This window comes from Sinorhizobium sp. CB7 (assembly GCF_041357635.1).
In the GTDB taxonomy this organism is placed as follows: domain Bacteria; phylum Pseudomonadota; class Alphaproteobacteria; order Rhizobiales; family Rhizobiaceae; genus Rhizobium.
The window spans coordinates 551993-576004 of record NZ_JAULLL010000001.1 but is presented as its reverse complement, the minus strand read 5'-3'; the positions used below and the strand labels follow the sequence as shown (position 1 = coordinate 576004).

Annotated in this window: 24 protein-coding genes and 1 pseudogene; 6 read left to right on the top strand and 19 right to left on the bottom strand. The window is 60.4% G+C overall.

Annotated features, from left to right (window positions below; all coding sequences use genetic code 11):
• Positions 1-15 precede the first annotated feature (15 nt).
• The 4 genes and pseudogenes from AAE029_RS02665 to AAE029_RS02650 all read right to left on the bottom strand — a co-directional run bounded on the left by AAE029_RS02665 (position 16) and on the right by AAE029_RS02650 (position 3551).
• A pseudogene (locus AAE029_RS02665) lies at positions 16-828 on the bottom strand (3-methyl-2-oxobutanoate hydroxymethyltransferase).
• Positions 829-873: 45 nt separating this feature from the next.
• Positions 874-2100: an NAD(P)/FAD-dependent oxidoreductase gene (locus tag AAE029_RS02660; protein WP_371071236.1), complete on the bottom strand. Its 1227-nt coding sequence runs from the start codon at positions 2098-2100 to the stop codon at positions 874-876.
• Between the two features lie 12 nt (positions 2101-2112).
• Positions 2113-2427: a MocE family 2Fe-2S type ferredoxin gene (locus tag AAE029_RS02655; protein ID WP_371071235.1), complete on the bottom strand. Its 315-nt coding sequence runs from the start codon at positions 2425-2427 to the stop codon at positions 2113-2115.
• Between the two features lie 35 nt (positions 2428-2462).
• A complete protein-coding gene (locus AAE029_RS02650; RefSeq protein ID WP_371071234.1) occupies positions 2463-3551 on the bottom strand; it encodes a fatty acid desaturase family protein in 1089 nt (362 codons plus the stop codon).
• Positions 3552-3687: 136 nt separating this feature from the next.
• Here AAE029_RS02650 and AAE029_RS02645 point away from each other — a divergent pair, with 136 nt between their 5' ends.
• Together AAE029_RS02645 and AAE029_RS02640 are read left to right on the top strand one after the other, a co-directional pair.
• Entirely contained in the window at positions 3688-4716 is a 1029-nt protein-coding gene (locus AAE029_RS02645) for a LacI family DNA-binding transcriptional regulator (RefSeq protein ID WP_371071233.1), read from the top strand.
• Between the two features lie 153 nt (positions 4717-4869).
• The gene (locus AAE029_RS02640; protein ID WP_371071232.1) at positions 4870-5682 is read left to right on the top strand and encodes a TIM barrel protein; all 813 of its coding nucleotides are present in this window, start codon (positions 4870-4872) and stop codon (positions 5680-5682) included.
• A gap of 74 nt (positions 5683-5756) precedes the next feature.
• Here the strand turns inward: AAE029_RS02640 and AAE029_RS02635 are convergent, their stop codons facing one another.
• The 3 genes from AAE029_RS02635 to cbiE all read right to left on the bottom strand — a co-directional run bounded on the left by AAE029_RS02635 (position 5757) and on the right by cbiE (position 8126).
• A complete protein-coding gene (locus AAE029_RS02635) occupies positions 5757-6011 on the bottom strand; it encodes a DUF2934 domain-containing protein (protein WP_371071231.1) in 255 nt (84 codons plus the stop codon).
• A gap of 104 nt (positions 6012-6115) precedes the next feature.
• Positions 6116-6874, bottom strand: a complete 759-nt coding sequence (cobM, locus tag AAE029_RS02630) for a precorrin-4 C(11)-methyltransferase (RefSeq protein ID WP_371071230.1) — start codon at positions 6872-6874, stop codon at positions 6116-6118.
• 22 nt (positions 6875-6896) lie between these two features.
• Positions 6897-8126, bottom strand: a complete 1230-nt coding sequence (gene cbiE / locus AAE029_RS02625; protein WP_371071229.1) for a precorrin-6y C5,15-methyltransferase (decarboxylating) subunit CbiE — start codon at positions 8124-8126, stop codon at positions 6897-6899.
• Between cbiE and AAE029_RS02620 the strand changes: the two genes are divergently transcribed.
• Positions 8125-8895 carry a cobalt-precorrin-6A reductase gene (locus AAE029_RS02620; RefSeq protein ID WP_371071529.1) on the top strand — a complete coding sequence of 257 codons (771 nt, stop codon included), beginning with the start codon at positions 8125-8127 and terminating at the stop codon, positions 8893-8895. The two genes, cbiE and AAE029_RS02620, sit on opposite strands and share 2 nt — an antisense overlap.
• Here the strand turns inward: AAE029_RS02620 and AAE029_RS02615 are convergent.
• From AAE029_RS02615 to cobF, 5 genes are all read right to left on the bottom strand, one after another.
• Positions 8859-9623 (bottom strand): precorrin-3B C(17)-methyltransferase, encoded by a 765-nt coding sequence (locus AAE029_RS02615; RefSeq protein ID WP_371071228.1) that lies wholly within the window; start codon positions 9621-9623, stop codon positions 8859-8861. The two genes, AAE029_RS02620 and AAE029_RS02615, sit on opposite strands and share 37 nt — an antisense overlap.
• On the bottom strand, positions 9620-10357 hold the full coding sequence (locus tag AAE029_RS02610; RefSeq protein WP_371071227.1) for a precorrin-2 C(20)-methyltransferase: 738 nt from the start codon (positions 10355-10357) through the stop codon (positions 9620-9622). The genes AAE029_RS02615 and AAE029_RS02610 overlap by 4 nt, the downstream gene beginning before the upstream one ends.
• Complete coding sequence (locus AAE029_RS02605; protein WP_371071226.1) at positions 10354-10986, bottom strand: precorrin-8X methylmutase; 633 nt, start codon at positions 10984-10986, stop codon at positions 10354-10356. The genes AAE029_RS02610 and AAE029_RS02605 overlap by 4 nt, the downstream gene beginning before the upstream one ends.
• A 3-nt stretch (positions 10987-10989) precedes the next feature.
• Positions 10990-12387, bottom strand: coding sequence for a precorrin-3B synthase (gene cobG, locus AAE029_RS02600; protein WP_371071225.1), 1398 nt, complete (start codon positions 12385-12387; stop codon positions 10990-10992).
• 84 nt (positions 12388-12471) lie between these two features.
• Complete coding sequence (cobF, locus tag AAE029_RS02595) at positions 12472-13287, bottom strand: precorrin-6A synthase (deacetylating) (protein WP_371071224.1); 816 nt, start codon at positions 13285-13287, stop codon at positions 12472-12474.
• A gap of 155 nt (positions 13288-13442) precedes the next feature.
• Here cobF and AAE029_RS02590 point away from each other — a divergent pair, with 155 nt between their 5' ends.
• Positions 13443-13787 carry a hypothetical protein gene (locus AAE029_RS02590; RefSeq protein WP_371071223.1) on the top strand — a complete coding sequence of 115 codons (345 nt, stop codon included), beginning with the start codon at positions 13443-13445 and terminating at the stop codon, positions 13785-13787.
• 73 nt (positions 13788-13860) lie between these two features.
• On the opposite strand, the gene AAE029_RS02585 is transcribed toward AAE029_RS02590, so the two are convergent.
• The 7 genes from AAE029_RS02585 to AAE029_RS02555 form a co-directional block, all read right to left on the bottom strand.
• Positions 13861-14166 (bottom strand): DnaT-like ssDNA-binding protein, encoded by a 306-nt coding sequence (locus AAE029_RS02585; protein ID WP_371071222.1) that lies wholly within the window; start codon positions 14164-14166, stop codon positions 13861-13863.
• 4 nt (positions 14167-14170) lie between these two features.
• Complete coding sequence (locus AAE029_RS02580) at positions 14171-16357, bottom strand: DUF1217 domain-containing protein (RefSeq protein ID WP_371071221.1); 2187 nt, start codon at positions 16355-16357, stop codon at positions 14171-14173.
• A gap of 399 nt (positions 16358-16756) precedes the next feature.
• Entirely contained in the window at positions 16757-17743 is a 987-nt protein-coding gene (locus tag AAE029_RS02575) for an ABC transporter ATP-binding protein (RefSeq protein WP_371071220.1), read from the bottom strand.
• A complete protein-coding gene (locus AAE029_RS02570; RefSeq protein WP_371071528.1) occupies positions 17740-18711 on the bottom strand; it encodes an ABC transporter ATP-binding protein in 972 nt (323 codons plus the stop codon). Before AAE029_RS02570 ends, AAE029_RS02575 begins: the two co-directional genes overlap by 4 nt.
• On the bottom strand, positions 18711-19628 hold the full coding sequence (locus AAE029_RS02565) for an ABC transporter permease (RefSeq protein WP_371071219.1): 918 nt from the start codon (positions 19626-19628) through the stop codon (positions 18711-18713). Before AAE029_RS02565 ends, AAE029_RS02570 begins: the two co-directional genes overlap by 1 nt.
• Positions 19625-20545 (bottom strand): ABC transporter permease, encoded by a 921-nt coding sequence (locus tag AAE029_RS02560; protein WP_371071218.1) that lies wholly within the window; start codon positions 20543-20545, stop codon positions 19625-19627. Before AAE029_RS02560 ends, AAE029_RS02565 begins: the two co-directional genes overlap by 4 nt.
• Before the next feature lie 45 nt (positions 20546-20590).
• On the bottom strand, positions 20591-22114 hold the full coding sequence (locus AAE029_RS02555; protein WP_371071217.1) for an ABC transporter substrate-binding protein: 1524 nt from the start codon (positions 22112-22114) through the stop codon (positions 20591-20593).
• Positions 22115-22329: 215 nt separating this feature from the next.
• On the opposite strand from AAE029_RS02555, the gene AAE029_RS02550 reads away from it, so the two are divergent.
• Both AAE029_RS02550 and AAE029_RS02545 read left to right on the top strand, forming a co-directional pair.
• Entirely contained in the window at positions 22330-23115 is a 786-nt protein-coding gene (locus tag AAE029_RS02550; protein WP_371071216.1) for an IclR family transcriptional regulator, read from the top strand.
• Between the two features lie 71 nt (positions 23116-23186).
• Positions 23187-23909, top strand: a complete 723-nt coding sequence (locus tag AAE029_RS02545) for a ribonuclease activity regulator RraA (RefSeq protein ID WP_371071215.1) — start codon at positions 23187-23189, stop codon at positions 23907-23909.
• Positions 23910-24012: the final 103 nt, after the last annotated feature.

The window sequence follows — 24012 nt, the reverse complement described above, 5'->3', positions numbered from 1 at the left end:
GCAATCCGCCTTTCGTCAAGAGTGGTTCCTTTTCAATTCAAGGCGATCAAGGAACGACTGCAACTCCGCCGGGTCGATGCCGACCAGGTGACGCCGTTCGGGGTAGGCACCGGATTTTACATCGGCGGCGAATTCGGCGAAGGCGGCAATGCGCTCCTGCTGCAGCCGGTCGTATTCGGCCGCGAAATTGCGGTAAACCTTCGCGTGGCGTGGATAATGCTCGCGGTTGGAACCGAGCACATCTTCGGCAAAGAGATATTGCGCATCGCAGCCGCTGCCGGCTCCCATGGAAATCATCATCATGGAAGTCCGCTCGCTGATTGCGGCGGCAACCTCGCCCGGCACAACTTCGATCTCAGCGGCGAAGGCGCCTGCCTCCTCCAGGGCCTTCGTCTGACGCCAAATTTCGAGTGCGCTCGCGGCGGTCTTGCCGACCGCGCGAAATCCACCGGTCCAGGTCGCGTTCGAAGGAATCAGCCCGACATGACTGCAGACCGGGATGCCCTCCTCGCGCATGCGGCGGATGGTCTACAGGCTGGCCGCGCAATAAACGGCATCTCCTCCTGCCTTCAGAGTCTTGAAGGCAGCGCGCAGATACTCTTCTGCGGTGATGAAATCGCCATACTCCAGGCCGGGGATAGCGAAGGTCGAGGGCGCGGCCTCGCGAAATTCCGGACCAAGCAGGGAAGGCGGCACGGAAACCATATCGATCCCCGCCTTTTCAGCCGCCGCCGCTTCTTCGAGCGTCATCACGCGGAGCATCGTCAACTGGCGCTTACCCTTCAATGCGAGCAGGTCGGCAACCGTCGGACGATTGTTCTTCTTCATAGCCAGTTCCTCGTTTGGTCGGCGGTTGAAACGGAAGACGGCCGGTCAGGCCGCGAGAAGGGCCTTGAGCTTGACGTGGCTTGCCGTCAGTGCTGCGGGATCGGGGCGGGCGTGAGCGGCAATCAGCATTTCGGCGAGCCGGATGTCGCGCGCAACGGCATTGCCGCGCCCGATACCGCTTGCGGCAACCAGCCGGCCTGTCTCGTCCAGGTGGAAAAGAAGGAAGGCGTGTTCCCCCAGATCCCGGTGCAGATGCGTCACTGCCCCGTCGGCAAGGCCTGTCACCTGCAACGTCAAATCATATTGATCCGACCAAAACCAGGGCACTGCCGTCTGGGATAGACCGGCGCCGAGCATGTTGGCCGCGGCCAATGCACCCTGCTCCTGGGCATTGCGCCAGGATTCCAGTCGCACCCGACGTCCGCTGTAGAGCGCCAGCGGAAAGGAGCAGCAGTCGCCTGCTGCATAGATATTCGGCGCCGAAGTCTGGAGCCGCTCATCGACGGCAATGCCGTTCTCGATCGCGAGCCCGGCTCTTTCGGCAAGCGCGGTGTTCGGTATGGCGCCGATTCCGACGAGAACGAGATCGGCAGCGATCACCTCACCATTCGCCAGTCGGACGACGGCGCTCTGCGACCCCTCCTCCAACGCAGCAATCGCTTGGCCACAACGCAACTCCACGCCTTCCTCACGATGACGCGCCGCAATGACGGTGGCAATCTTCTCCGGTACGCCGCGCATCAGCACGCGTGGCAGGCCTTCGATGACGGTGACCGCCGCACCCCTCGCCCGCGCGCTGGCAGCGAGCTCGAGGCCGATGAAGCCGCCGCCGATGATGGCGATGTGCCTGCCCGGTTCAAGGATCTCGCGCAAGGCTTCGGCGTCAGCATGCGTTCTAAGCGTGCGGATGCGGCCGCTGCCATCCGTGATGCCGGGGAAAGAGCGCGGCCGGGCGCCGGTTGCCAGAAGCAGCTTGTCGTAATGGAGCAGGCGTCCGTCGGAAAGCGTTACCGTCTTGCTGGCAGGGTCTAACGCCGCGGCGGTGGTTGCCGTCAGCAGGTCAATGCGGCCTTCGGCGTAGCGGTCCATGCTTGCGATGAATTTCGGTTCAAGGGCCTCCAGAAGGCTCGCCTTCGAAAGTGGCGGCCGTTCATAGGGGGCGACAGGCTCCGTGCCGATCAGGGTGACCTTGCCGTCGAACCCTTTCTCACGGAGCGCAAAGGCTGCGCGCGCACCGCACTCCCCTGCTCCAATGATGACGAAATGCGTCATGGCCAATCCTTTTCAGAGCGAGATGAAAACCGTGCCGTCTTCGACCTTGACCGGATAGGTCTTCAGATTGACGCAGACAGGAGCGCCCTTTGCCTCACCGGTTCGGTAGTTGAAGCGGCCGTTGTGCTTGGGACATTCGATGATCTCGTCCATGACGAGACCGTCGGCGAGATGAACCTGCTCATGCGTGCAAAGGCCATCGGTCGCGAAATATTCATCGTCCGGGCTGCGGTAGACGGCGAAAGTGCGGCCTTCGTGGTCGAAGCGGATGACATCCTCCTCATCGATCTCGTCCGCTGCACAGACTTCGATCCAGTTTCCGCTCATGCTTTCCTCCCTATATGCTTTGCGGGCAATCGCACTCATTGTGCGGCCTGAGGCAATTCGTTGTGAAATTCTTCGCGATAGGGTTTGGCCGTCGCCGGCAGTTCGCGCTTCAGGAAGTAGTCCTCGTTGCGGAGCTGGCGCAGGAAGGCCGGGATCATCTCGCGGTAACCCGACCAAATCGACGGATTGGCCGCCGGCAGATCGTGCTTGATCATGGCATGCAGGCGCGGCAGCGCGTGATAGGGCACCATCGGGAACATATGGTGCTCTACGTGATAGTTCATGTTCCAGTAGATGAAGCGGCTGATCGGATTCATGTACACAGTGCGGCTGTTCAGCCGGTGATCGATGACGTTGTCAGCGAGGCCGCCATGCTGCAGCAGGCCCGTCAGAACATGGTGCCAAGCGCCGTAAAGCCGGGGCAGGCCGATGAGAACGAGCGGCAGTATCGAGCTGGTGGCGAGCGCCAGCGCGATCGTTACGACATAGATCGCGAGCCAGATACGGGCGACGCGGATTGCCTTCGGTTGCTCCATCTCCGGGATGAAGGTCTTTTCCTCGGCGCTGATGACGCCGAAGGCATTCCGGACCATGTCGATCATTGCATACCAGACGTCGATGATGCCGAAAAAGTTGAGGATCAGGCGAAGGAGGTCCGGCGGACGCATGACGGCGATTTCCGGATCACGGCCGACGATGACGGTGTCGGTATGGTGGCGTGTGTGGCTCCAACGCCAGGTTACGGGGTTGCGCATGATCATGAAGCAGGCGATCTCATAGACAGCATCGTTCATCCAGCGGGTTCTGAAGGCGGTGCCGTGGCCGCATTCATGCCAACGGCTGTCGGAGGCCGAGCCGTAGAGAACGCCATAGGCGAGAAAGAAGGGTACGCAGAGCCACGTTCCCCAGAAATAGATGCCGAGGCCGGCAAAGACGATCATGCTTCCGAGCCAGAGAAGCGTATCGCGGATGGCGGGCGCATCGGAGCGCTGCATCAGCGCCTTCATCTCCTTGCGCGGTATGTCGGTATGATACCACTCAGCTGCCGCAAGGCCTCTCTCCACCGCAGCACGGCCCGTCGGCCCGAGCAGGCTGTAGTCACGTTTTTCCGACCGCGCCGTCATAATCACCTCCCCGCACGCTCTCGACGAAAATCAGGATAAGTTGACTTTCGACCGGCCTCAATGCAGTCTTGCTATAATCTATCAAAAACCATCACAACATAACGTCATTCATGACAGCATCGCATCAGGAGCCACCATGGGACGCCCTACCATTTCCGATCTTGCAAAAGCCTCGGGTGTCAGTGTCGCCACGGTCGACCGTGTTCTGAATGGACGTCATCGCGTGCGCGAGGAGACGGCGCGACGGGTCTATGACGCGGCGCAGGCGATTGGCTACCATGCGGTCGCGTTACTGCGGCAACGCGTCTTCGAGGACCTGCCGCAATACAGGCTCGGCTTTCTCCTGCAAAAGCCGACCCAGGCCTTCTACCAGGCGCTCGCCCGGGAAATCGAAACGGCGGCGCAATCGGTCGACAAGGCACGCGTTCACGTGCAGATCGATTTTGCCACGGCGGCCACGCCTGCGGCGATCATCGAGAAGCTGAAGACAATGGCGGCGCGCAATCAGGCGGTAGCACTTGTCGGGCCGGATTATCCCGCGCTAACGGCGGCAGTCGAGGAATTGAAGGAAAGAGGTGTGCCGGTTTTTTCGCTGCTTTCTGATCTCGCGACCGGCGTGCGCGATGGCTATGTCGGCCTCAACAATCGCAAGGCAGGGCGCACGGCTGCATGGATGATCGCAAAGGCGGCGCGAAAGCCTGGAAAAATCGCCTGTTTCGTCGGTAGCCACCGTTTCCACGGGCACGAACTGAGGGAGATCGGATTCCGCTCCTATTTCCGGGAGAACGCGCCGGATTTCGAAGTGGTCGACACGCTCATCAATCTCGAAACCGCCGAGATCACACACGAAGCGACACTGAACCTTCTGCAGAAGCATCCCGATCTCATCGGCTTCTATGTCGCCGGCGGAGGAATGGAAGGCGCCATCTCGGCAATCCGGGAGGAAAACCTCGCCGGCAAGCTGGTGGTCGTCGTCAATGAGTTGACACCGGAATCGAAGGCGGCACTTGCCGAGGACATCGTAACCATGGTCATCGCAACGCCGCTTGCCGCCCTCTGCAATGAAGCTATCAACCTCATGATTGGCGCGATCGACCGCGGTCAGGCCGTTCTGCCCGGCCAATCCTTCCTGCCCTTCGATATCTTCATTTCAGAGAATATCTGATTGATGGAATTCTATCATTTCCAAGGCGTTTCTATCAGGGATGATGGAACTGTGGCACTCCGAGGTGATGGATCGGGACGGCATTTTTCTTTAGGCATTGAGCCGATGAATGCGCGTCCTGCCGATGCGCAGCCCCAGAGGAGGATTTTCGACATGTATCCCGTTCCGTTCGCACTTAACCACATGTGCGCTCCCTCTCTCCCGATCGACGACTTTTTTGCCCTGACGAGATCGCTCGGCCTCACCTCCGTGGAGATCCGCAATGATCTTGCCGGAAACGCCATTCTTGACGGCACGCCGGCCTCAGTGATCAAGGCAACCGCGGAAAAGCATGGGCTTACCATTATTTCGATCAATGCCCTGCAACGCTTCAATGAATGGAACGAGGCGCGCGCAAAGGAGGCAGCTGAGCTCATCGGCTATGCGCGCGACTGCGGCGCCAAGGCGCTAGTTCTGGTTCCGAAGAATGACGGCACGGGCACGGAAGATGGCGTGCGCCAGGAGAACCTGCTGACGGCACTCAAAGCTTTGAAGCCGATGCTCGAGGCGGCAGGCATTATTGGCCTGGTCGAGCCGCTTGGTTTCGAGATCTGCTCGCTACGTTCGAAGACGGAAGCGGCGAACGCCATCGCGCAACTTGGCGCGCAGTCAAGCTTCAAGCTGGTGCACGACACGTTCCACCATCATCTGGCGGGCGAGCCGCGGCTTTTCCCGGAGCTGACAGGCCTTGTTCATATTTCCGGCGTCAGCGACCGGATGGTTTCCGTTGCCGATATGCGCGATCCCCATCGGGTCCTGGTCGACGAAACCGACCGGCTGGATAATACCGGACAGATGGGCGCCCTGTTGAAGGAGGGTTACAAGGGACCCTTCTCCTTCGAGCCATTTGCACCGGACGTGCATGCACTCAGGGATCCGGCGACTGCGCTGAAGGCGAGCATGGATTATCTGGCGCGAGCAGTCTAATCGTCGGGACTGTAGCGAGCACCCAAGAAGCAGTTCAGCGTTCTGAAGGAAAACTACTTCACATCCTTCCGGATCTAGACGCGAGTTGCCGATTTCCTCGGGCCAGGTGTCTGGTCCGCTGCAGCGCCGCGGGCTTTCATCTGTCGGCCCGCGGCCTTCAACGCGGCAATCAGTTCGCTGCCGTCGGGCGAGGCTTTTGTCCGCTCCCGCCGTTCGTATTCTTCCGTTGCCTGGCGCCAGTGTTCGCCACTGCGCCCCTCAGGCCGGCCTTCCGCCTCCCATAGGGCATAGGCCCGCCGGCCGATCCACTCTTCCTTGATGTTGTCCATGAATTTGCCCAGCCGATTCATCGTGAGGATTTATCTCGCAAAGGTTCCCAAAACAGCCTTACGAAGTCGTTACGATGGCGCCTTATTTGGGGTAAATCTCAGCGTTATTCCCTCCCTCGGAAGCGCCGCTGATAGGCCGGATCATAAAGCGAGCTCTCACGGAAATTGCTGGCTGCCAGCGAGGGGCCGACAAAGATGATGGCGGTGCGCTCTATCGGCTCTGCGGCGACCTTTTGCTCGATGTCGGCAAGCGTGCCATGCACGATCCTTTCGTCCGGCCAGGATGCCTTGACGACGATCGCCACCGGGCATTCGGCACCATAAAGCGGCGTCAGTTCCCGCACGACCCTTTCCAAGGCATGGATGGCGAGATGGATCGCGAGCGTCGAGCCCGTCGCGCCGAATTTTTCCAGCGTTTCGTCGTTGGGCATCGGCGATGCCCTTCCCGAAACCCGTGTCAGCACCAGGCTTTGCGCCACCTCGGGAATGGTGAGCTCGCGCCCGAGCGCGGATGCGGCGGCGGCAAAGGCCGGAACACCCGGCGTCATCGTATAGGCAATGCCATGCCTTTCGAGCCGCCGTACCTGCTCGGCGACCGCGCTCCAGACCGAAAGGTCGCCGGAGTGAAGCCGCGCGACGTCTTCCCCCGCATTGGCGGCGCGCAGATATTCCGCCTCGATCTCATCGAGTGACATCGGGGCGGTATCGATAATGCGAGCATCTGGAGGACAATAGCTCAGCAGCTCCGGCGAGACGATGGAGCCGGCATAGAGGCAGACCGGGCACCGGGCGATGAGATCCCTGCCCCGCACGGTGATGAGATCCGCCGCGCCCGGGCCTGCTCCGATGAAATGTACGGTCATGTCGTCTCCTCGTTTTTCCGGATTAGGGTTTCGTCCATGCCCATTGCATGACTGGCATGGCCGGGCGCCATCCCGTCATGCTGCCGAGGGGCGCGGCGCGGGCGATGTCGATGCGTGTCAGGCTGCCGCCAAGCTCTGCACTGAGGCGAAGAAGGATCGCCTCCATTTCCGTGGTCACGGCATTTGCGACAAGGCGGCCGCCCCTCTTCAGGCCGGCGATCGCCGCATCCATTACACCGGCGTCACTGCCACCACCTCCGACAAAGATCGCATCGGGTTGCGGAAGACCGGCAAGCACTTCAGGCGCACGTCCCTCAACGACGGTCAGCTCTGGCACGCCGAGCATTTCAGCGTTATGGCCGATACGAACCGCGCGTTCGGGCGAGGCCTCGATGGCGATCGTGCGCAATGACCGATCGGCGAGCATCCATTCAATGCCGATGGAGCCGGAGCCGGCGCCGATATCCCACAGCAACTCACCATGGCGCGGCGCCAGCGCCGAGAGCGTCAGGGCGCGGATTTCACGCTTGGTGATCTGGCCGTCATGCTCGAACAGGCTGTCATCGATACCGGCTACGAAGGGAACGATGCGTGCCCCCTCACCTGCCGCGACCTCAATGCCGCAGACATTCAGAGGATCGGCACTCCCCAGATCGAAGTCTTTCGCGATCTGGAAAGTGATGCGCTCGCGAGTGCCCCCCAAGGCTTCGAGAACGGTAAGGCTTGACTGACCGAAGCCGCTCTCCGTGAGGAGGGTTGCCAGTTGCGCGGGCCCCTCCCCGTCCGATGTCAGGGCAAGGATTCTTCGCCCATGGTGCAGGTGCGCGCGGATGAGCGCGAGCGGCCGCCCGTGCAGCGAGATCGTCGCGACCTCCTGCAACGGCCAGCCGAGCCGAGAGGCGGCGAGGCTGAAGGCGGAGGGCGCGGGGATAACGTTCATCTCCGAAGCCGGAATGCTTCGCGACAGGGTCGCACCGACACCGAAAAAGAAGGGATCACCCGAAGCCAGAACGACCACCGGGCTGCCGCGCCGTGCCAGGATTGTCTCAATCGATCGCTCGAAAGGGCTAAGCCAGGCGTGGGTCTCGCCGGCAATCAACGGTGCCGCCAGTTCCAGATGCCGGGCGCCGCCGAAGACGATGGGTGCCGCCGCAATCAGCTTCTTTGCCGCATCTCCCAAACCGTCTGGACCGTCTTCGCCGAGGCCGATAAGAGTGAGCCAGCGAATTGAAGGGGAAGGCATTTCAGGCATGGGCAAGGTCCGCATTCTGATCCTGGGCGGAACCACGGAAGCTCGCAAACTGGCCGAAAGGCTGGCGACCCGCACGGACCTCGATATCGTCCTTTCGCTCGCCGGCCGGACGGCCGAACCGTTGCCCCTTCCCGTCCCGGTTCGAAGCGGCGGATTCGGTGGTCCCGAGGGGCTGGCGCAGTTCCTGCGGCTGGAAGACATCGGCCTGATGATCGACGCCACCCATCCCTTCGCCGAACGCATCTCCGCCAATGCCACTGAGGCCGCGCGGCTTGCCGACGTGCCTGCCTTCTCGCTGCGTCGTCCCGGCTGGGAGCCGGGCGATGGCGACCGGTGGATTTCCGTCTCCAGCATAGCGGCTGCGGTCGAGGCGCTCGGCCCCTCTCCTCGCCGCGTCTTTCTGACGATCGGCCGGCAGGAGGCGTATCATTTCAACGCGGCGCCGCAGCATCGCTATTTCGTGCGCAGCATCGATCCGGTCGAGCCGCCGCTGCGGGTTCCGCAGGCTACGTATATCCTTTCCGCCGGTCCCTTTACACTGGAGGGCGAGAGCCGCCTCCTGCAGGCGGAAAGGATTGACGTGATTGTTTCGAAGAACAGCGGTGGCACTGCCGCCTATGCAAAGATCGAGGCGGCGCGCCTCCTCGGAATCGACATCGTCATGGTCGAGCGAGGGACGAGAGCAGGATTGCCGGCCGTAGCCAGCATCGAAGCTGCGCTCGATGAAATCGATCATCTGTTCTCTCCGGCGATGAAGCGCGGCGTATAGACCAGATCGGGGCGGTCGCCGCGCGCGATGACGCGGGTTTCAGCGGAACCGATGATGACACAGGTCGCCATATCGGCAAGCGCCGCATCCGCGCTTGTAAGCGGCGAGACAATGATCCGCTCGTCAGGCCGCCCGGCAGCACGGCCGAAGATGACAGGTGTTTGCTGAGGCAGGATGCTGCGAAGAATGTCGAAAGCCTTGCCGAGCTGCCAGGGGCGTGCCTTGCTGATCGGATTGTAAAGGGCGATGACCAGACCGGCCTCGGCGGTCAATCTCAGGCGGTTTTCAATTATATCCCAGGGCTTTAGATTGTCGGAAAGGGAGATGGCGCAGAAATCGTGGCCGAGCGGCGCGCCGATGCGAGCAGCAACGGCGAGCATCGCCGTAATGCCCGGCACGACGACGAGATCCAGATCGCGCCATACGCTCGGCCCGCTGTCGATCGCCTCGCAGATAGCGGCGGCCATGGCGAAGACACCTGGATCCCCGCCGGAAACGACGCAGACGTTTACACCGCTGCTGGCGCGGTCGAGCGCCGCCCTCGCCCGGTCAAGCTCCTCGCGATTGTCGGAAGCGATGCGCAGCTGATCGGATCGGAGCGAAAGACGATCGAGATAGGGGCCGTAGCCATAGAACTCGGTCGCCTCGCTGACTGCCGCCCGCGCTTCGGGCGTCATCTGCTCCGGCTTGCCCGGACCGGTTCCGATCACGAAAAGCTTGCCGCTCATGGCCTGCTCCGCCACCCGGGAACGAGGATCAGGGAAAAGTAGGGAGCCTCGCCGTCAAGCTTTGCCGCAAGCGGTGTCATCGCGGCGTTCGACATCGTGCCACGCTCGACGTAGATCGCCTTGTCCAGGCATCCGGCCGCCTCGAGAGCACGACGTATCTTCGGCAGATTGCGCCCGACCTTCATGATGACGGCAGCTTCGGCATCGGCAAGGCGGCGGCTCAATTCCCCCTCCGCCAGCGTTCCCGGCAGCACTGAAAGGACATCATCGCCCTGGACGATCGGGACTCCTGCGAGCGACCAGCAACCGGACATGGCGGTGACACCAGGAATGACCTCGGCGTCATAACGACCGGCGAGGCGGACATGCAGATGCATATAGGAGCCGTAAAAAAGCGGATCGCCTTCGCTTAAGACCGCGACTGTACGACCTGCATCGAGATGATGCGCGATCGCTTCCGCTGAGGCATCATAGAAGGCCGTGATCCGGCTCTTGTAGGCGTCCTCGTTCTTGTCGATTTCCGTCGTGACCGGATAATAAAGCGGCAGCAATTCCACATCCGCAGGCAGGAGGTGCTCCACCACCGCCAGGCCATTGCCGCTTCTGCCCTCCTTGGCAAAAAAGGCAATAATATCAGCTGATTCTATAGCCTTCACGGCCTTGACCGTCAGCAGATCCGGATCACCGGGACCAGTTCCGACGCCGATCAGCCTGCCCATACCGACCGTCGTCATAGGCCCGGCCTCGCCAGCGCATTTACCGCCGCGGCGGTCATGGCGCTACCCCCCAGCCTGCCGCGCACGATGCCATATGGAACGCCATAGGAATTTTCCGCGAGAGCATCTTTCGATTCCGCCGCGCCGACGAAGCCGACCGGCATACCGACGATTGCGGCAGGCTTCGGCGCGCCGTCCCGCAGCATTTCGAGAAGGTGAAAAAGCGCCGTCGGTGCGTTGCCGATGGCGATGATGGCGCCCGCCATGCGATCGCCCCACAGATGCATCGCCGCAGCCGAGCGTGTGTTGCCGATGGTTTTAGCGATATCGGGCGTGCGGGGATCATGCAGGCTGCAGATTACCTCGTTGCCGGCAGGCAAGCGCGCGCGGGTGATGCCATGGGCAACCATTTCGGCGTCGCAGAAGATCGGTGCCCCTTTGCCGAGCGCCGTACGCGCGGCCATGACGAAATTCGGAGAGAAGGCAAAATGCGGGGCGGCATCCACCAGACCGCAGGCATGAACCATCCGCACCGCAACATCGGCCTCTGCCTCCGAAAAGCGGGACAGATCCGCCTCTTCGCGGATAATCGCGAAGGAACGCTGATAGATTGCGTTACCATCGCGGATGTAATCGTAGTCTGGCATTTCCTATCCCTGTTGCACTGCTTTGGCGATTTCTTCTGCGCCGAGCCGTGTTAGGCAGGCCCGCGCCGATTCGCCAGCATCCTTATTGTCGCGCACAAGCCCGGAGAGCGTCCGGAGCACGGAGCGAATGTTGTCTCTCTCGATGTACGCCAGCGGCTCATCATATGCGGAACCATTTACGACAAGTCCGTAGCCTATCGGCGCACCGACCAGTGTGATCGCCGCGCTGCGGGGATGAGCGCAGCCCTTTGGGCAGCCCGAAAGATGCACCGTCAAAGAGCCATCGAGAAGCTCCGGTGCGAGCTCCAGCACTGCGCCAGCCATATCGCGCGTGGCATAGAAGGCGGACGCGCAGCCCCCAGCCCCGGCGCAGGTCGCGACATGGTTTGCCGGGTCGTCGCCTTCTGTTCGCAATCCGCAAGCACGGGCGGCCTCTCGAACCGGGGCAAACGCCTTGTCGCCGAGACCAAGAACGAACAGGCCACGTTCCGGGGCCAGCCGGATTTTCTCGGCGCCATGCGCCTCCGCGATATCGAGAAAACGGACCAGCTCGGCGGAATATATCTGCCCATAGGCGAGGCCCAGGCCCAGAACACGCCCGATCCCATCGACATCATGCAAACCGGCGATGGGTGGAGCAGGTGCCGACATTGGCGACAACACTCCCTGTTGTACCCAGGGCAGGGAGGGAAAATCTTCGATATCGCGGCCGCGGGCGGCCGCTCCGAGGTCGGATAGAAGCCGCAGAAGATCGGTGACGGCGCGACATGCGGAAGCCGCAGGCAGGATCGCAAGCGGGCGAGCGGTGCGCTCGTCGCCGCCGATGGAGACCGCCCATAGCGGTGCTGAGGCGTTCGCGATCGCTTTCAGCCGAATATCCGCTGAAAAAGCTGAGAGATTGAAGCGACCGCCCCCGTCGATGATGATTGACAATTTCGGCGCAAGAACGGGCCTCAGTGCGTTGATCGAGGCACGAAGGGCGGATGCCATTGCCCGGGCATCGGCGACCTCACTCGCATCAAGCCCGGCCAACGGCGGGATCTCGATTGCCACGCCGGCCTGCGGCACAATCTCCGCAGCATCGATCGCTGCTCTCAGTGGTTCCACCGTTTCCGGGCGCAAACCCCGGATCTGCAGACTGCCCCGGGCTGTAACCTCCAGAATGCCGTTGCCGTGGGTCACTGCGGCGACAGCGAGCATTCGACATTGTGCGATAGTCAGATCCGGTATTGTGGGACGCAATCGGGCGAGGAGACCGTCACCGGTTGCCATCGGCACGGCCAGGGAAGGGCAGGCGGCGCGACGTCTTCCATTGCGATCGGGAGATGTGGGCGGCACGCAGGACGGCATTGCACGCCTGGCGCCCTGCATTTCGACAGACTGTCCGTCCGTTCCGGTCATGAGAATATCCTTCCGGGAAGATGTCCTTACATGATCCAGGCGGGCAGGCAAACAATTTGACAGGTATCGCGTGTGGATGCGGGCTCAGTCGTCTCGATCGTCGAAATCCTCGCCCTTGCGCAGAAGATAGATATCCATGATCCAGCCGTGCCGTTCTCGCGCCGCGGCCCGTCGTTTGAGAATTTCATCGGTGACATCACCCAGCCGACCGGAAACGGTGATCTCGTCCATGGTGCCGAGATAGGCGCCCCAGAAGATGTGAACATCCGGGTCATCGACCTTGCTGAAGGCCTGTTCGCCGTCCAGCATCACGACTGCGCTTTCGATAGAGCGCGGGAGGCTTTCACCTAGGCGCCGGCCCGTCGTTATTTCAACCGGCTTACCGACGAGATTGAGAGGGATGCGATGGCTCGCCGTCAGGGCCTGGATGCTGGTGATGCCGGGAATGACGCTGTAGTCAAAGGCGATATTGCCGCGCGCCTTGACCCGTTCGACGATACGGATCGTGCTGTCGTAAAGGCTTGGATCACCCCAGACGAGAAAGGCGCCACTGGCGTCATCCCCGAGCTCCTCGCTCAGCAGTCTCTCATAGGTGGCTGCAATCTCCGCATGCCAGTCGTCCACGCTTTGAACATAGGTCCGGTTCGCCGTCTGCCGGACCGGTACGGCATATTCGACAATGCGGCCGTCTGCGCGCGTGACATAGCGCTCGCATATGTCGCGACGCACTTCCGCAAGCTCTGCCTTCTTTGCGCCCTTGGTCGGAAGGAACAACACATCGGCCTTGTTGAGGACGTTCACGGCCTGGATCGTAATATGCTCCGGATTACCGGTGCCAATGCCGACGATATAAAGATGCTTCACGGATGAACCCTCGCTGCTTTTGGCTGTCTGAACCATATGGCGAAGGCTTTCAAGGGGTGCCGACCTGACCCACCGTGTGCCCACGGCATGCGTCGGAAAAGCGAACATGTCGCTTTGGTCGATCGAACTCATCAATCGTTAATTATTGTACTTTATAGTACTGTTAATTGCAGCAACCAAATGAGTAAGCCATGGTCGGAGCCACTTCAAGCATATCCCTGGTCTCAACATCCGCCACGTCGACCAGCAGTTCGACAGGGAATACCAGTTCACAGAAAGCGCAACTGCAGCAGCAGATCGCTGCCAAGCAAAGCGAGCTTTCCAATGCTAAGACGGAGGAGGAGCGAACCGAGATCAACGATGAGATCGCGGATCTGAAAGCGCAGCTCGAAGCGGTCCAAGCGAAGGAAAAGCAGGAAACACAGGCCAAATCGCAATCGGGCACCTCGACTTCAGAGCAGACGCAAACATCGCGCATTGGCCAGAAGAACTTCACGGACGAAGATCCCTTCGGCAAACGCGAATTGTGGGTCTAGCCGGGGCATAGGCTTCTGCCCTGCGGCGTGAAATTGAACTCACGGAATAATGCCGCTGCGGCCGCTCTCAGGTTCAGGAGTGCAGCCGAAGATAAGACTTGAGCGCGCCAAGTGCCTCGACCCAGAGATCGAACGCAGAATGGGCAAGAAGGTGCGACGCAATGCGATCGCAGAACTGTTCAATCTCGGGCGGCACCTCTTCCAATTCGATGCCTTCACGATCATAGACACCGCGACGAGGCCATGCCATTGACTGCCCCGGCACACGTGGTTCTCCCACGAAAGGAAGCATGTCAATAAGATTGCAGGCGAGCCGGTAGGCCAGTTCCTCCTGGCATTCGGTCACCGGCAGATAGTCATGCGAGAGCATCGCGTTCATGTGGTCAACCTGTCTTGAGCTGGGCTACGGCAAGAAGAGTATCAGCACTGATCGTGGATGAACCGGTCAAGATTGAAAGCGCACTCGAGTCGCCCGTCGTTCCGTTTTCGACATCGTACATCGCTGTAAAGCGGCTGATGAGAGAAGCGACCTTGTCGGGATCGGAGAGATCCTCAAGATCGATATAATTGCTGATCATTTCAGCCTGCTTGTCGACATCCATGTTGGACACGTAGCTCGACAGGTTGAAGGTTGTCGTGAAGAACTCGAAGAGCGCGGTATCGCCGATGATGTCGTAAGCACTTGAGATGGTTGAGGCCTTGCGCTCGAAATAAAGGGCCAGCCGAACGCCGGTATTGCTGTCTCCCTGTTCGCTTTCGAGTGTCTGACGTAAATAAGCGTTGACCGTTTCCACGACGTCGCCGCGTTGCTGTATCGATCCGGTGGCTTCCTCGGAAAGATTTCCATCACTATCAAAATTGAAAGAGGCAACGATCTCGGCGAACCGGTTGTCCGACAGCTTGTTTACGTAGCTTTTGTCGTCTTCGAGATCGGAAGAGAACATTTTCTCAAGGTCGTCGGTGCTGACATCCTCGGGGTCAATCCCTTTGGCTTCAAGGACGAAGTCCACGAGCCGATCGTCCGCCAGAAATTCGGAGACCGTCTTGATGCTCCCCATCTGTTCGCGGAAGTAGGTTATTTCGGTGTCGGCCGCGTCACTTGCGTCCGATTGCTCTGTACCGTCAAGATAACGGATCTTGTTCTGCTTGTAGTCGGCCGCGACATCGTCGATCACGGACCCGGACATCGCCTGAAGCGGGACCGTCGTATTGCCATCGGAGTCAAAATTGAATGCCTCCCGGAAGGCGACGAATCGGTCGTCATTCAACTCGTTGACGTAGCTCTTGGGATCGTTCGGATCGCTTTCCAGAATTTTGCGCAATTCAGTCTTCGATACGCTCGAAGGATCGATGCCAAACGAACGCAGGGCCATTTCCCAGAGTTCGGGATCGCCGTCGTTCGTATCGTCATCATCATCGGCGTTGGAGGTCAGGAAGTCGTCAATGGAGGTGACCGCGGCTATCCTGGTCTTGTAGTTGTCGATCGCATCTTCCGTGCTGAAATCGGCGATCTCTGTCTGGTAATTCACCGCAAAGCTCTCCGCCGCGGCCTCCGTCTGCTCGTCGGTCTGAGCAGCGGTTCCGTCGGCGAGGTTTCCGTCCTCGTCAAAATTGAAGGCGTCATGCACGCTGCCGAGACCGATGGCCTCTGCAATATCCCCATTTTTGAGGGCTGCCGAAATATAGTTGTCCGGATCGTCTTCGGATACGCCATATGCTGTTCGAATATAGGCGACAAGCTTGTCGTCCTCCATGAGATCACTGACGGAAGTGACATTGCCAATCTGTGCGGCGAAGTACGCCGAATAGGCGTCACCGGTCCCGCTCGAAGCAAATGTCGCCATGGCCAGCGTATAGCCGCCCGTCACCAGCGACATCTGCTCGTCGGACTGCGCGGCGTCGCCATCGACGCTGCCGTCGCTTGCGAAATTGAAGGCTTTGGCAAGGCTGACAAAGGTACTGTCGTCGAGCTGATTGACGAAGCTGTCGGGGTCATCCACATCGCTGGTCAGGACGTTCTTCAGAAAGCTGGTGGATGTGTAATCCGTGCTGAGGCCAAAGGCCGCCAGCACATAATTTCGCAAGCGTGTGCTGCCCAGAAGATCGTCGACCGATGTTACTTCTGCGATCGCATTCTCATAATAGTCCCCTTCCCCGGCAATGGAGTCGGTCTCCTCGTCGAAGGAAGCATCGTAAGCATCCAGCAGGCTCGTCTGTTGCGCATCGGACTGAGCCGTGGCCGTTTCGCCAGAAAACTTGAACGCTGCCGTAAACTCCGCGTAGCGACTGTCGCTGAGGCTGTTGGCAAAGCTCGAGGAGTCACTGAGATCGCTTTCCAGGACCTTCTGCATGAACGCGCGGGCATAGATCATATCCTCCAGCCCATAAGCCTTCATGGCGTATGAGTAGAGCCTGTAATCGCTCATAAACTCATCGACCGACGTCACCTTGTCGATGTTCTCTTTGTAGTACGCCGTATCGCGCGAGACTGTCGCCTTTGAGGCAACGCTGTCGAGGCTTGCGCTCAGATTACGCGTAACCGAGAGATAGCTGAGATATGTCGAAACCATGCTTACTGCCCTCTTGCACGTAGACATGCGCAATCAATTGCGATCGCCGGCGCGATCGCATCGACTGTTCACATCACGCGACGTTTTCAGTACAGGGGACGCCAGTCATGGCGAAAACGGCAGGAAGACCGAGCTTTGCCGGTTCAGCTTTAATTGCAGAACTAGGTGGTTCTATAATTGATTCGCGTGCTAAAGCAAATTGGAAAACGGTAGATCCATCTCCGCGTGATCCTTCGAGAGCAGTGCTCCGGCCCCCGCGAAAATCCCTAGCGGTCGAACCTGCGCCGTGGAATCGAGGATCGCCTGTTAAAGCAATCCCAGGAAAAATGCGAAGCGGCTTTCTGTCCGGAATTGCGTGAAAACAAAAGGCCAGTAGCGGTTCTGCGCTTCCATGAAAGCTCATACGGCTGTTGTTGCCATGTCCACATCTGCATGGTGGCAAGCGGTCAGCAGACCCGGAGCCGAAGTCCTTGCGGTCAGTGCCGGTTCTTGCTCCGCGCAAATCGACGTCGCCTTCCAGCAGCGGGTCCGGAAGCGGCAGCCGCTCGGGGGCTTGGCCGGGCTCGGCAAATCTCCCTGCAGGACAATCCGCTTACGGTGTCCACGGAGCCTCGGGTCCGGTATGGGAACGGCTGAAAGCAGAGCTTGTGTGTAGGGATGGGCCGGGGCACCGAAGATCGATTGCCTGGGGCCGGTTTCGATGATCTTGCCAAGATACATGACCATGACCCGATCCGAGACGTGCCGCACCACGGCAAGGTCATGCGCGACGAACAGCATGGCAAGATTGCGTTCCCGTCGGAGCTTGGCCAGCAGGTTGACCACCTGCGCCTGGACGGATACGTCAAGGGCCGAGACCGGTTCGTCACAGACCAGCAGGGCAGGATTCAGCGCGAGTGCTCGCGCTATCCCCAAGCGCTGTCGCTGACCGCCGGAAAACTCGGCGGGATAGCGATCTGCGTGTTCGGCCCGCAGTCCCACGGCTTCGAGCAGCCGGACCGTTTCTTCATGCCAGTGGCTTCTGGGGTGGGTTCCGGGATGGAGCGCCCATGGCTCCGCTATCAGGCGGTCGACCCGCATACGCGGATTGAGCGATTGATAGGGGTCTTGGAAAACGACCTGCATTTTGCGGCGCAATTCATGCAGCTGCTTGCCATTCGCCTTCGTGATATCGACGCCGTCGAGCCGCACACTGCCACCGGTTGCCGGCCCGAGCTTCAACAGAGTCCTGACCAGTGAAGTCTTACCGCAGCCGCTTTCGCCGACAAGGCCTAGCGTTTCACCGCGAGCGATCTCGAAGCTGACGTCATCCACGGCACGGACGGGCGTAGATGCATTGCCGAAGTGGCGGGAGAGGTTTTCGACCTTGAGGAGAGGCTCGTTCATGCTGGCGACACCGGGAAATGGCAGGCGGCCTGACGGCCAGGCCCCACGGTTTCAAGGGGAGGCACAACCCTAGAGCAAAGGTCTTCGGCCCTCGGACAGCGCGTTCGGAAGGCGCAGCCCGAAGGAAGCGCGGCGGGATTGGGCGCGGAGCCGGGGATGGGTACCAGTTCGTCTCCGTCGCTGTTCATGCGCGGCTGAGATGCGAGAAGCCCCACGCTGTAGGGATGCCGCGCATCCTCGAACAGTTCGAAGACACTCGCCGTCTCGACGATCCGCCCGGCATACATGACGGCGACGCGGTCCGCGAGTTCGGCGACGACGCCAAGATCGTGGGTGATGAAGATCATGCCAGCGCCGCTATGCTTGCGCACCAGGTTCAGAAGATCGACCACCTGCGCCTGGATGGTAACATCGAGCGCTGTTGTCGGTTCATCAGCGATGATGATATCCGGCTCCAGCGCCACGGCCATGGCGATCATGATGCGCTGGCGCATCCCACCGGAAAACTCGTGAGGATATTGCCTGGCGCGCCGCGCCGGATCGGGAATGCCGACGGCCGTCAGAAGGTCGAGGACCGCCTGGTCGATGCCGGCGGCTGGGTTTCGGCCATGAATCCGGAACATCTCTGCAATCTGCCAACCGACAGGGTAGACCGGATTGAGCGCTGCCAGGGCATCCTGAAAGATCAGGGAGATCCGGTCTCCGCACAGGTCGCGTCGGTTGTTCTGCGATAGCCTCAGCAGATCCGCGCCCTCAAAACGGATCGATCCCCCATTAATGGCGCCCGGCGGATCAGGAATGAGATCCATGATGGCCGATGCGGTCACCGACTTGCCGGATCCGCTTTCGCCGAGCAGTGCCAGGACTTCGCCACGCTCCAGTGAAAAGGATACCCCATTGAGCGCCAGGATGCGGCCGGCGGCCGTATCGAAGCTGACCTGCAGGTTTTCGACTTCAAGGAGAGCCATCATCGTCTCCGGCTGACGAGACGCCAGTGTTGCGACGGGTCGTTGACAATCCGGAACCAGTTGGCGAGGAGATTGAAGGACATGGTGGTAAACATCACGGCGAGACCTGGAAAGAAGCCGAGCCACCAGGCTGAAGACAGATATCCCTGGCCCTGCGCGACCATGAGGCCCCAGCTAACCGCCGGCGGCTGGATGCCAAGGCCAAGGTAGCTCAGCCCGGACTCGAACAGCATGACCATCGCGAGGTTGACAGATGCCAGCGTCAGCATGGTGGGGGCGACACTCGGCAGGATGTGATAGCGAAGGATCCAGATCGGCCCGCCACCGAAGACGCGCGCTGCATCCACGAACAGGCGTTCACGCACTTCCAGCGTTTCGGCGCGCGCGACGCGGATATAGGCTGGCATGCGGGTGACAGCGAGCACGATAACGAGATTGCCGACGCTCGGGCCGAACAGATAAAGGCCGAAAAGGGCGACGAGCAGCGTCGGGAAGCCGAGGATAATGTCGCAGATCCGCATAATGATATTGCCGATGATGCCACCGAAATAACCGGCGACAACGCCGAGCAGCGTTCCGCCGACAAGGCTCGTCAGCACGGTGACGAGGGCGATGCCGATCGTCGTCGATGCCGCCTGGATGAGGCGGACAAGAAGTGGGCGGCCGAGCGCATCGGCTCCGATCCACAACGTCCAGGTCTGGCTGAAGTCGAAGGGCGGCAGGTTGCGTGCCTTCAGCGAAATGCGATTGTCACCCAGAAGAGAAGAGGCGTCAGCAAGAATTGCCAGGAGAACGATCAGCAACCAGATCGCGGCAACAACCGCCATCGGATCGCCCGCGAGCGCGCGCACGAGCCACAGGATGCGGCTGCTACGACGCTCGCGGGCGGGGAGGAACTCGGCTGAGGTCTCGGTCATTCGACCCTCACGCGCGGATCGATCGATGCGTAGAGCATATCGACCAGGATGTTGATGAAGAAGATGACGACCGCGACGGCGAAGATCGAAGCCTGCACGATCGCAAAATCCCGCTTCAGGATGCCGTCGATCAGAAGCTTTCCTATGCCGGGGAATCCGAAGACGACTTCGACGACGCCACCACCCCCGGCGAACTGCGCGGCGAGATCGCCCGTGACCGTCACAGCGGGCAGCAGGGCGTTGCGCAAGGCATGCACGAAGGTGACGCGGCCGGACCGGGCCCCCTTGGCCCGCGCCGTGCGGACAAAGGTGGCATTCAACGCCTCGATCATGGAGCCTCGGACGATCTGCACCAGTGTCCCGAAAGGTCTGGCGAAGAGACAGGCTATCGGAAGCACCCAATAGATCGGACCGCCGAAGCCGGATGTCGGCAGAAGGCGGAATGTCACGGCGAAGAGCAGAACTCCCATCAAGCCCAACCAGAAATCGGGAACACTGGCGGCTGCCTGCGACAATACATTGATCCCCCGGTCGACCCAGCCTCCGGCATTGACCGCGGCGATCGATCCAACAACGATAGCTGCAGTGAAGGCCAGGGCGAGGGCGATCGCGCCGAGCCCGAGCGTGTTCGGCAGTGCCTCGAGAACCACATCCATGGCGGGGCGGTTGTGCCAGAGCGATATTCCGAAATCGAGGCGCAGCATGTCACCTGCCCAATCGAGAAATTGAGCCGGGAGAGAACGATCGAGCCCGAGGCGGACCCGCATGGCTTCACGTGCGGCGTCCGAGGCGTCGACCGGCAAGTAAAGATTGACTGGATCACCGGTCAATCGAACCAGGAAGAACGCGGATGTCATCAGCGCCGCGAGTGCGAGCGCAGCAAAAGCCGCGCGTCTCAGGAAATAGGTGAAGGACATCCGCTCTCCTCAAGCGATACTCAGGCGTATCAACAGGCTTCGGCATCAGCGATAGCTGATCGTCCTGAGCTTGATCTCGTTTCCGGCCTGTACGTCGGGTTTGTAGTTCACATCCTTCGCGACGCGGGCGATCGTGACCATGTGGAAGAGAGGCGCGATATTGACCGCGTCGACGGCGATGTATCTGAAGGCCTCCTGGAACAGCCGCATGCGATTGTCGCCGGTCGCCTTGGAGGCATCGGCAATAAGCCTGTCGAGGCTTGCCTCGGCGATCGTCGACTGGTTGCCGTCTGTGGTGAAACGGTTCGGCAGGGTAAACACGGCATCGCCTTCGGTATTGTCGATCTGTGTCTGCAGGATCGACGGCTGGCGCTCCTTGTCCCAGGGCTTCAGCAGTCTCTTCAGCCACGGGCTGGTCTCGAGCATTTCCAGCCTAACCTTGAAACCCGCATCTGCGAGCATGGCCTGAATCGCTTCCATGCTTTCCGATGAATTGGGATAGATGCCGATGCGCCCGTAAATGACGATTTCCCGGTCGACCGGAACCCCGTCTGCTTCGGCCGCCGCGAGCAGCGACTTCGCTTTCTCCGGATCGTACGTCCAAACGGGAATATCGGGATTGAAGCCGAATACGGACGGCGGCACAACCTGCATCGCCTTCCTAGCTTCCTCATGGAAGATGGTGCCGATCAAGCCGTCCCGGTCGATCGCCAGGTTGAGCGCCTCGCGGACGCGTTTGTCGTTCAGGGGGGCGATCTGCTGGTCGATCCTGAGCAGGGAGGTTTCCGCGTTCGGAAATGCGTGGTCCTGTTCCGTCGTGCCGTCCTGAGGGGCGATCTCATAGGCGATCTGGGCTTCGCGGGTCTCAACCATCGCAGCACGGACGGCGGACTCGGCGCGCCAGATAATCGTTGCGTTCTTGATGGCCGGCTTCTCGCCCCAGTAACCGTCATAGGCCGTCAGGGTTACCGATTGACCGGGCGCCCACGCGGCCAGCTTGTACGGTCCGGTGCCTGCAGGCGTTCGCGTCTTGCTGTCATTCGGGGTCGCTGGCGAACCGATATCCACGGAAGACATCTTGTTCGGCAGGATCGGCTCGACGCTATCCGTACGGATCAGCAGCGTTGCCGGATTAAGAGCTTCGGCGGTGAATTTGACGCCCTTCAGCGTGGCAAGGCCAACTTCACAGGCAAGAGCCGGATCTTGCGCCCGCTTGAGCGAGGCGACGACGGCGCTCGCGTCGAAAGGCTTTCCGTCATGAAAGGCGACCCCTTCGCGCAGGTTGAACTCCCAGGTCAGGTCATCCACCTGCCGCCAGCTGGTGGCGAGACTCGGCAAGACAGATCCGTCCGCGGGGCTGAGGTTGACGAGGGTCTCGGTAATGTTGTTGCGCAGAATGCGAGAATTACCCGAAAGGTCGGTGTCGCACGGATCGAGCGACTTGGGCTCATCCGTGACCACCACAGTTAACTTGTCCGATGCGGCATGCGCGGGAATCGCGGTGCTTGCGGCCAGCGAAAGCGCAGCAAACCCGATTGTCGCAGCATTGATCAATGTCATCTTCTTCATGGATGCCTCCTCCAAGTTCGAGCGGTGATACCTGCGCTCTGCGGTGCCGCCCTGTCGAAAGCCCCCTGTCCCGCCCGCCATCCATGCGGACCATCCAAATGGCTTTACTTCCTCCTGCAACGGCGTAGTGTCAAATATGACACTTGCAGCGTGAGAATGCTCAGATGCTGCCGAGATGTCAATATGGATTGATCCAGATATGGAATTTACGGTTCATGAATGAACTTAAACATGGCTCCCCTGTGGTGGAGAAGACCGCGCATCTGCTGGAGGCTGTCGCCGATGCAAGGACGGGCATCTCGCTGGCCGCGCTGGTGAACCAGCTCGGCGTGCCTCGCTCAACTGTTTACCGCATCCTGAATTCACTGATGGCACACGGCCTTGTCGCGCGCATCAATGGCGGCGCATCCTACGAGCTCGGTCCCAAATTCATCGAGTTGGCGCGCCGTATATCGCCGGGCGCGGACAAAGCACTACTCGTCGAGGCGGCGAAGCCAATCCTTATGGCAGCCGCCGACAGGATTCTCGAATCCTTCAAGCTCGCAACCCCCGACGGCAATGAAATGATGACGATCTTTGCGGCGCCAAGCCCCGGAGATTACGCGATATTCATTAAGGTTGGCGGGCGCTCCCGCAAGCACGTGGGCGCCGCCGGCAAGCTTGCACTGGCCTATTCTGATTACAGCGAAATCGAGGCCTACTGCGCCACCGGCCTTGAGGCCAAGACGCCCTATACAATCACCAATCCCGATGTACTCAAGGAGGCGCTGGTCGAAATTCGCCGTAACGGCTACGCCGAGGACAATCAGGAATCCAACCTTGGGCTCAGAGCCTTTTCGGCGCCGGCTTTCGATTCGGCGGGCCGGCTGGTCGCCGCAGTCAGCGTCCCGTTTATCGGCGAGGCAGCGCCGGAGCGAGGCCAGTCGATAAGGCGGGAGGTCCTGGAGGGAGCAGCCGCATTGACCAAGGCAATCAATGGAGTCCATCCATTATCCAAATAAGAAGCACAAATATCTATATTGAACTCTCCGTTTGCTGTGGTAAGTCTGAGCCACAGACAATGGAGGAATTCATGACAGCGTTGGACCCATCGATTTACGCGAAGCTCCTGCGGACGAATTCGGCAAGTCTCAGCACGCTGCTTTTGAAGCGCGGATTGAGGAACACCGCAATTCGCGGCGTGAGGCCACTTGCGAGCGTCGACAAGCCGATGATCGGCCCAGCCGTTACGGTACGCTATATTCCCGCCCGCGAAGACATCGATGGCTCGACCTACAGTTCCGATCCATCGAACCATCAGCGCAAGGCGATCGACACGATTCCGGAAGGGCATGTGCTGGTATTCGATTGCCGTTCCCTGCCTGACGTCGCCGGCATCGGCGCCATGCTCGCCCGCCGTCTCATCTATCGCAAGGCGGCCGGCCTTGTATTGGATGGTGGTGTCCGCGACACGGCGGATATTGCGCAACTTGGTTTGAAAACCTATTGCATGGGACCCGCAGCCCCCGCCAATCTCGTCGCCCATCACGCTTCGGACATGAACCAGCCAATCGCCTGCGGCGGCGTCGCCGTGTATCCCGACGACATCATTTTCGGCGACAGCGAAGCCGTCATCGTGATCCCGCGCGAATATGTGCACGAGATCGCCGATGAGGCCGTCGTGATGGAAGAGCAGGAAGAGTTCTTGAAATCCGAGATCGAATCCGGCAGGTCGACGCTCGGCGTCTATCCGCCGAATGCCGAGACTCTCGAGCGTTACGAGGCCTGGCGCAAAACACGTGCTGTCCTGGCGTGACCTAACTGGTTCAGATGCAGCATGATAGCGTGCGTTGCGAGAGTGCGGATTGGCCGACGACGAGCTAGCGCGCGAGCGCGCTCACATAGAGATTGCGACCGAA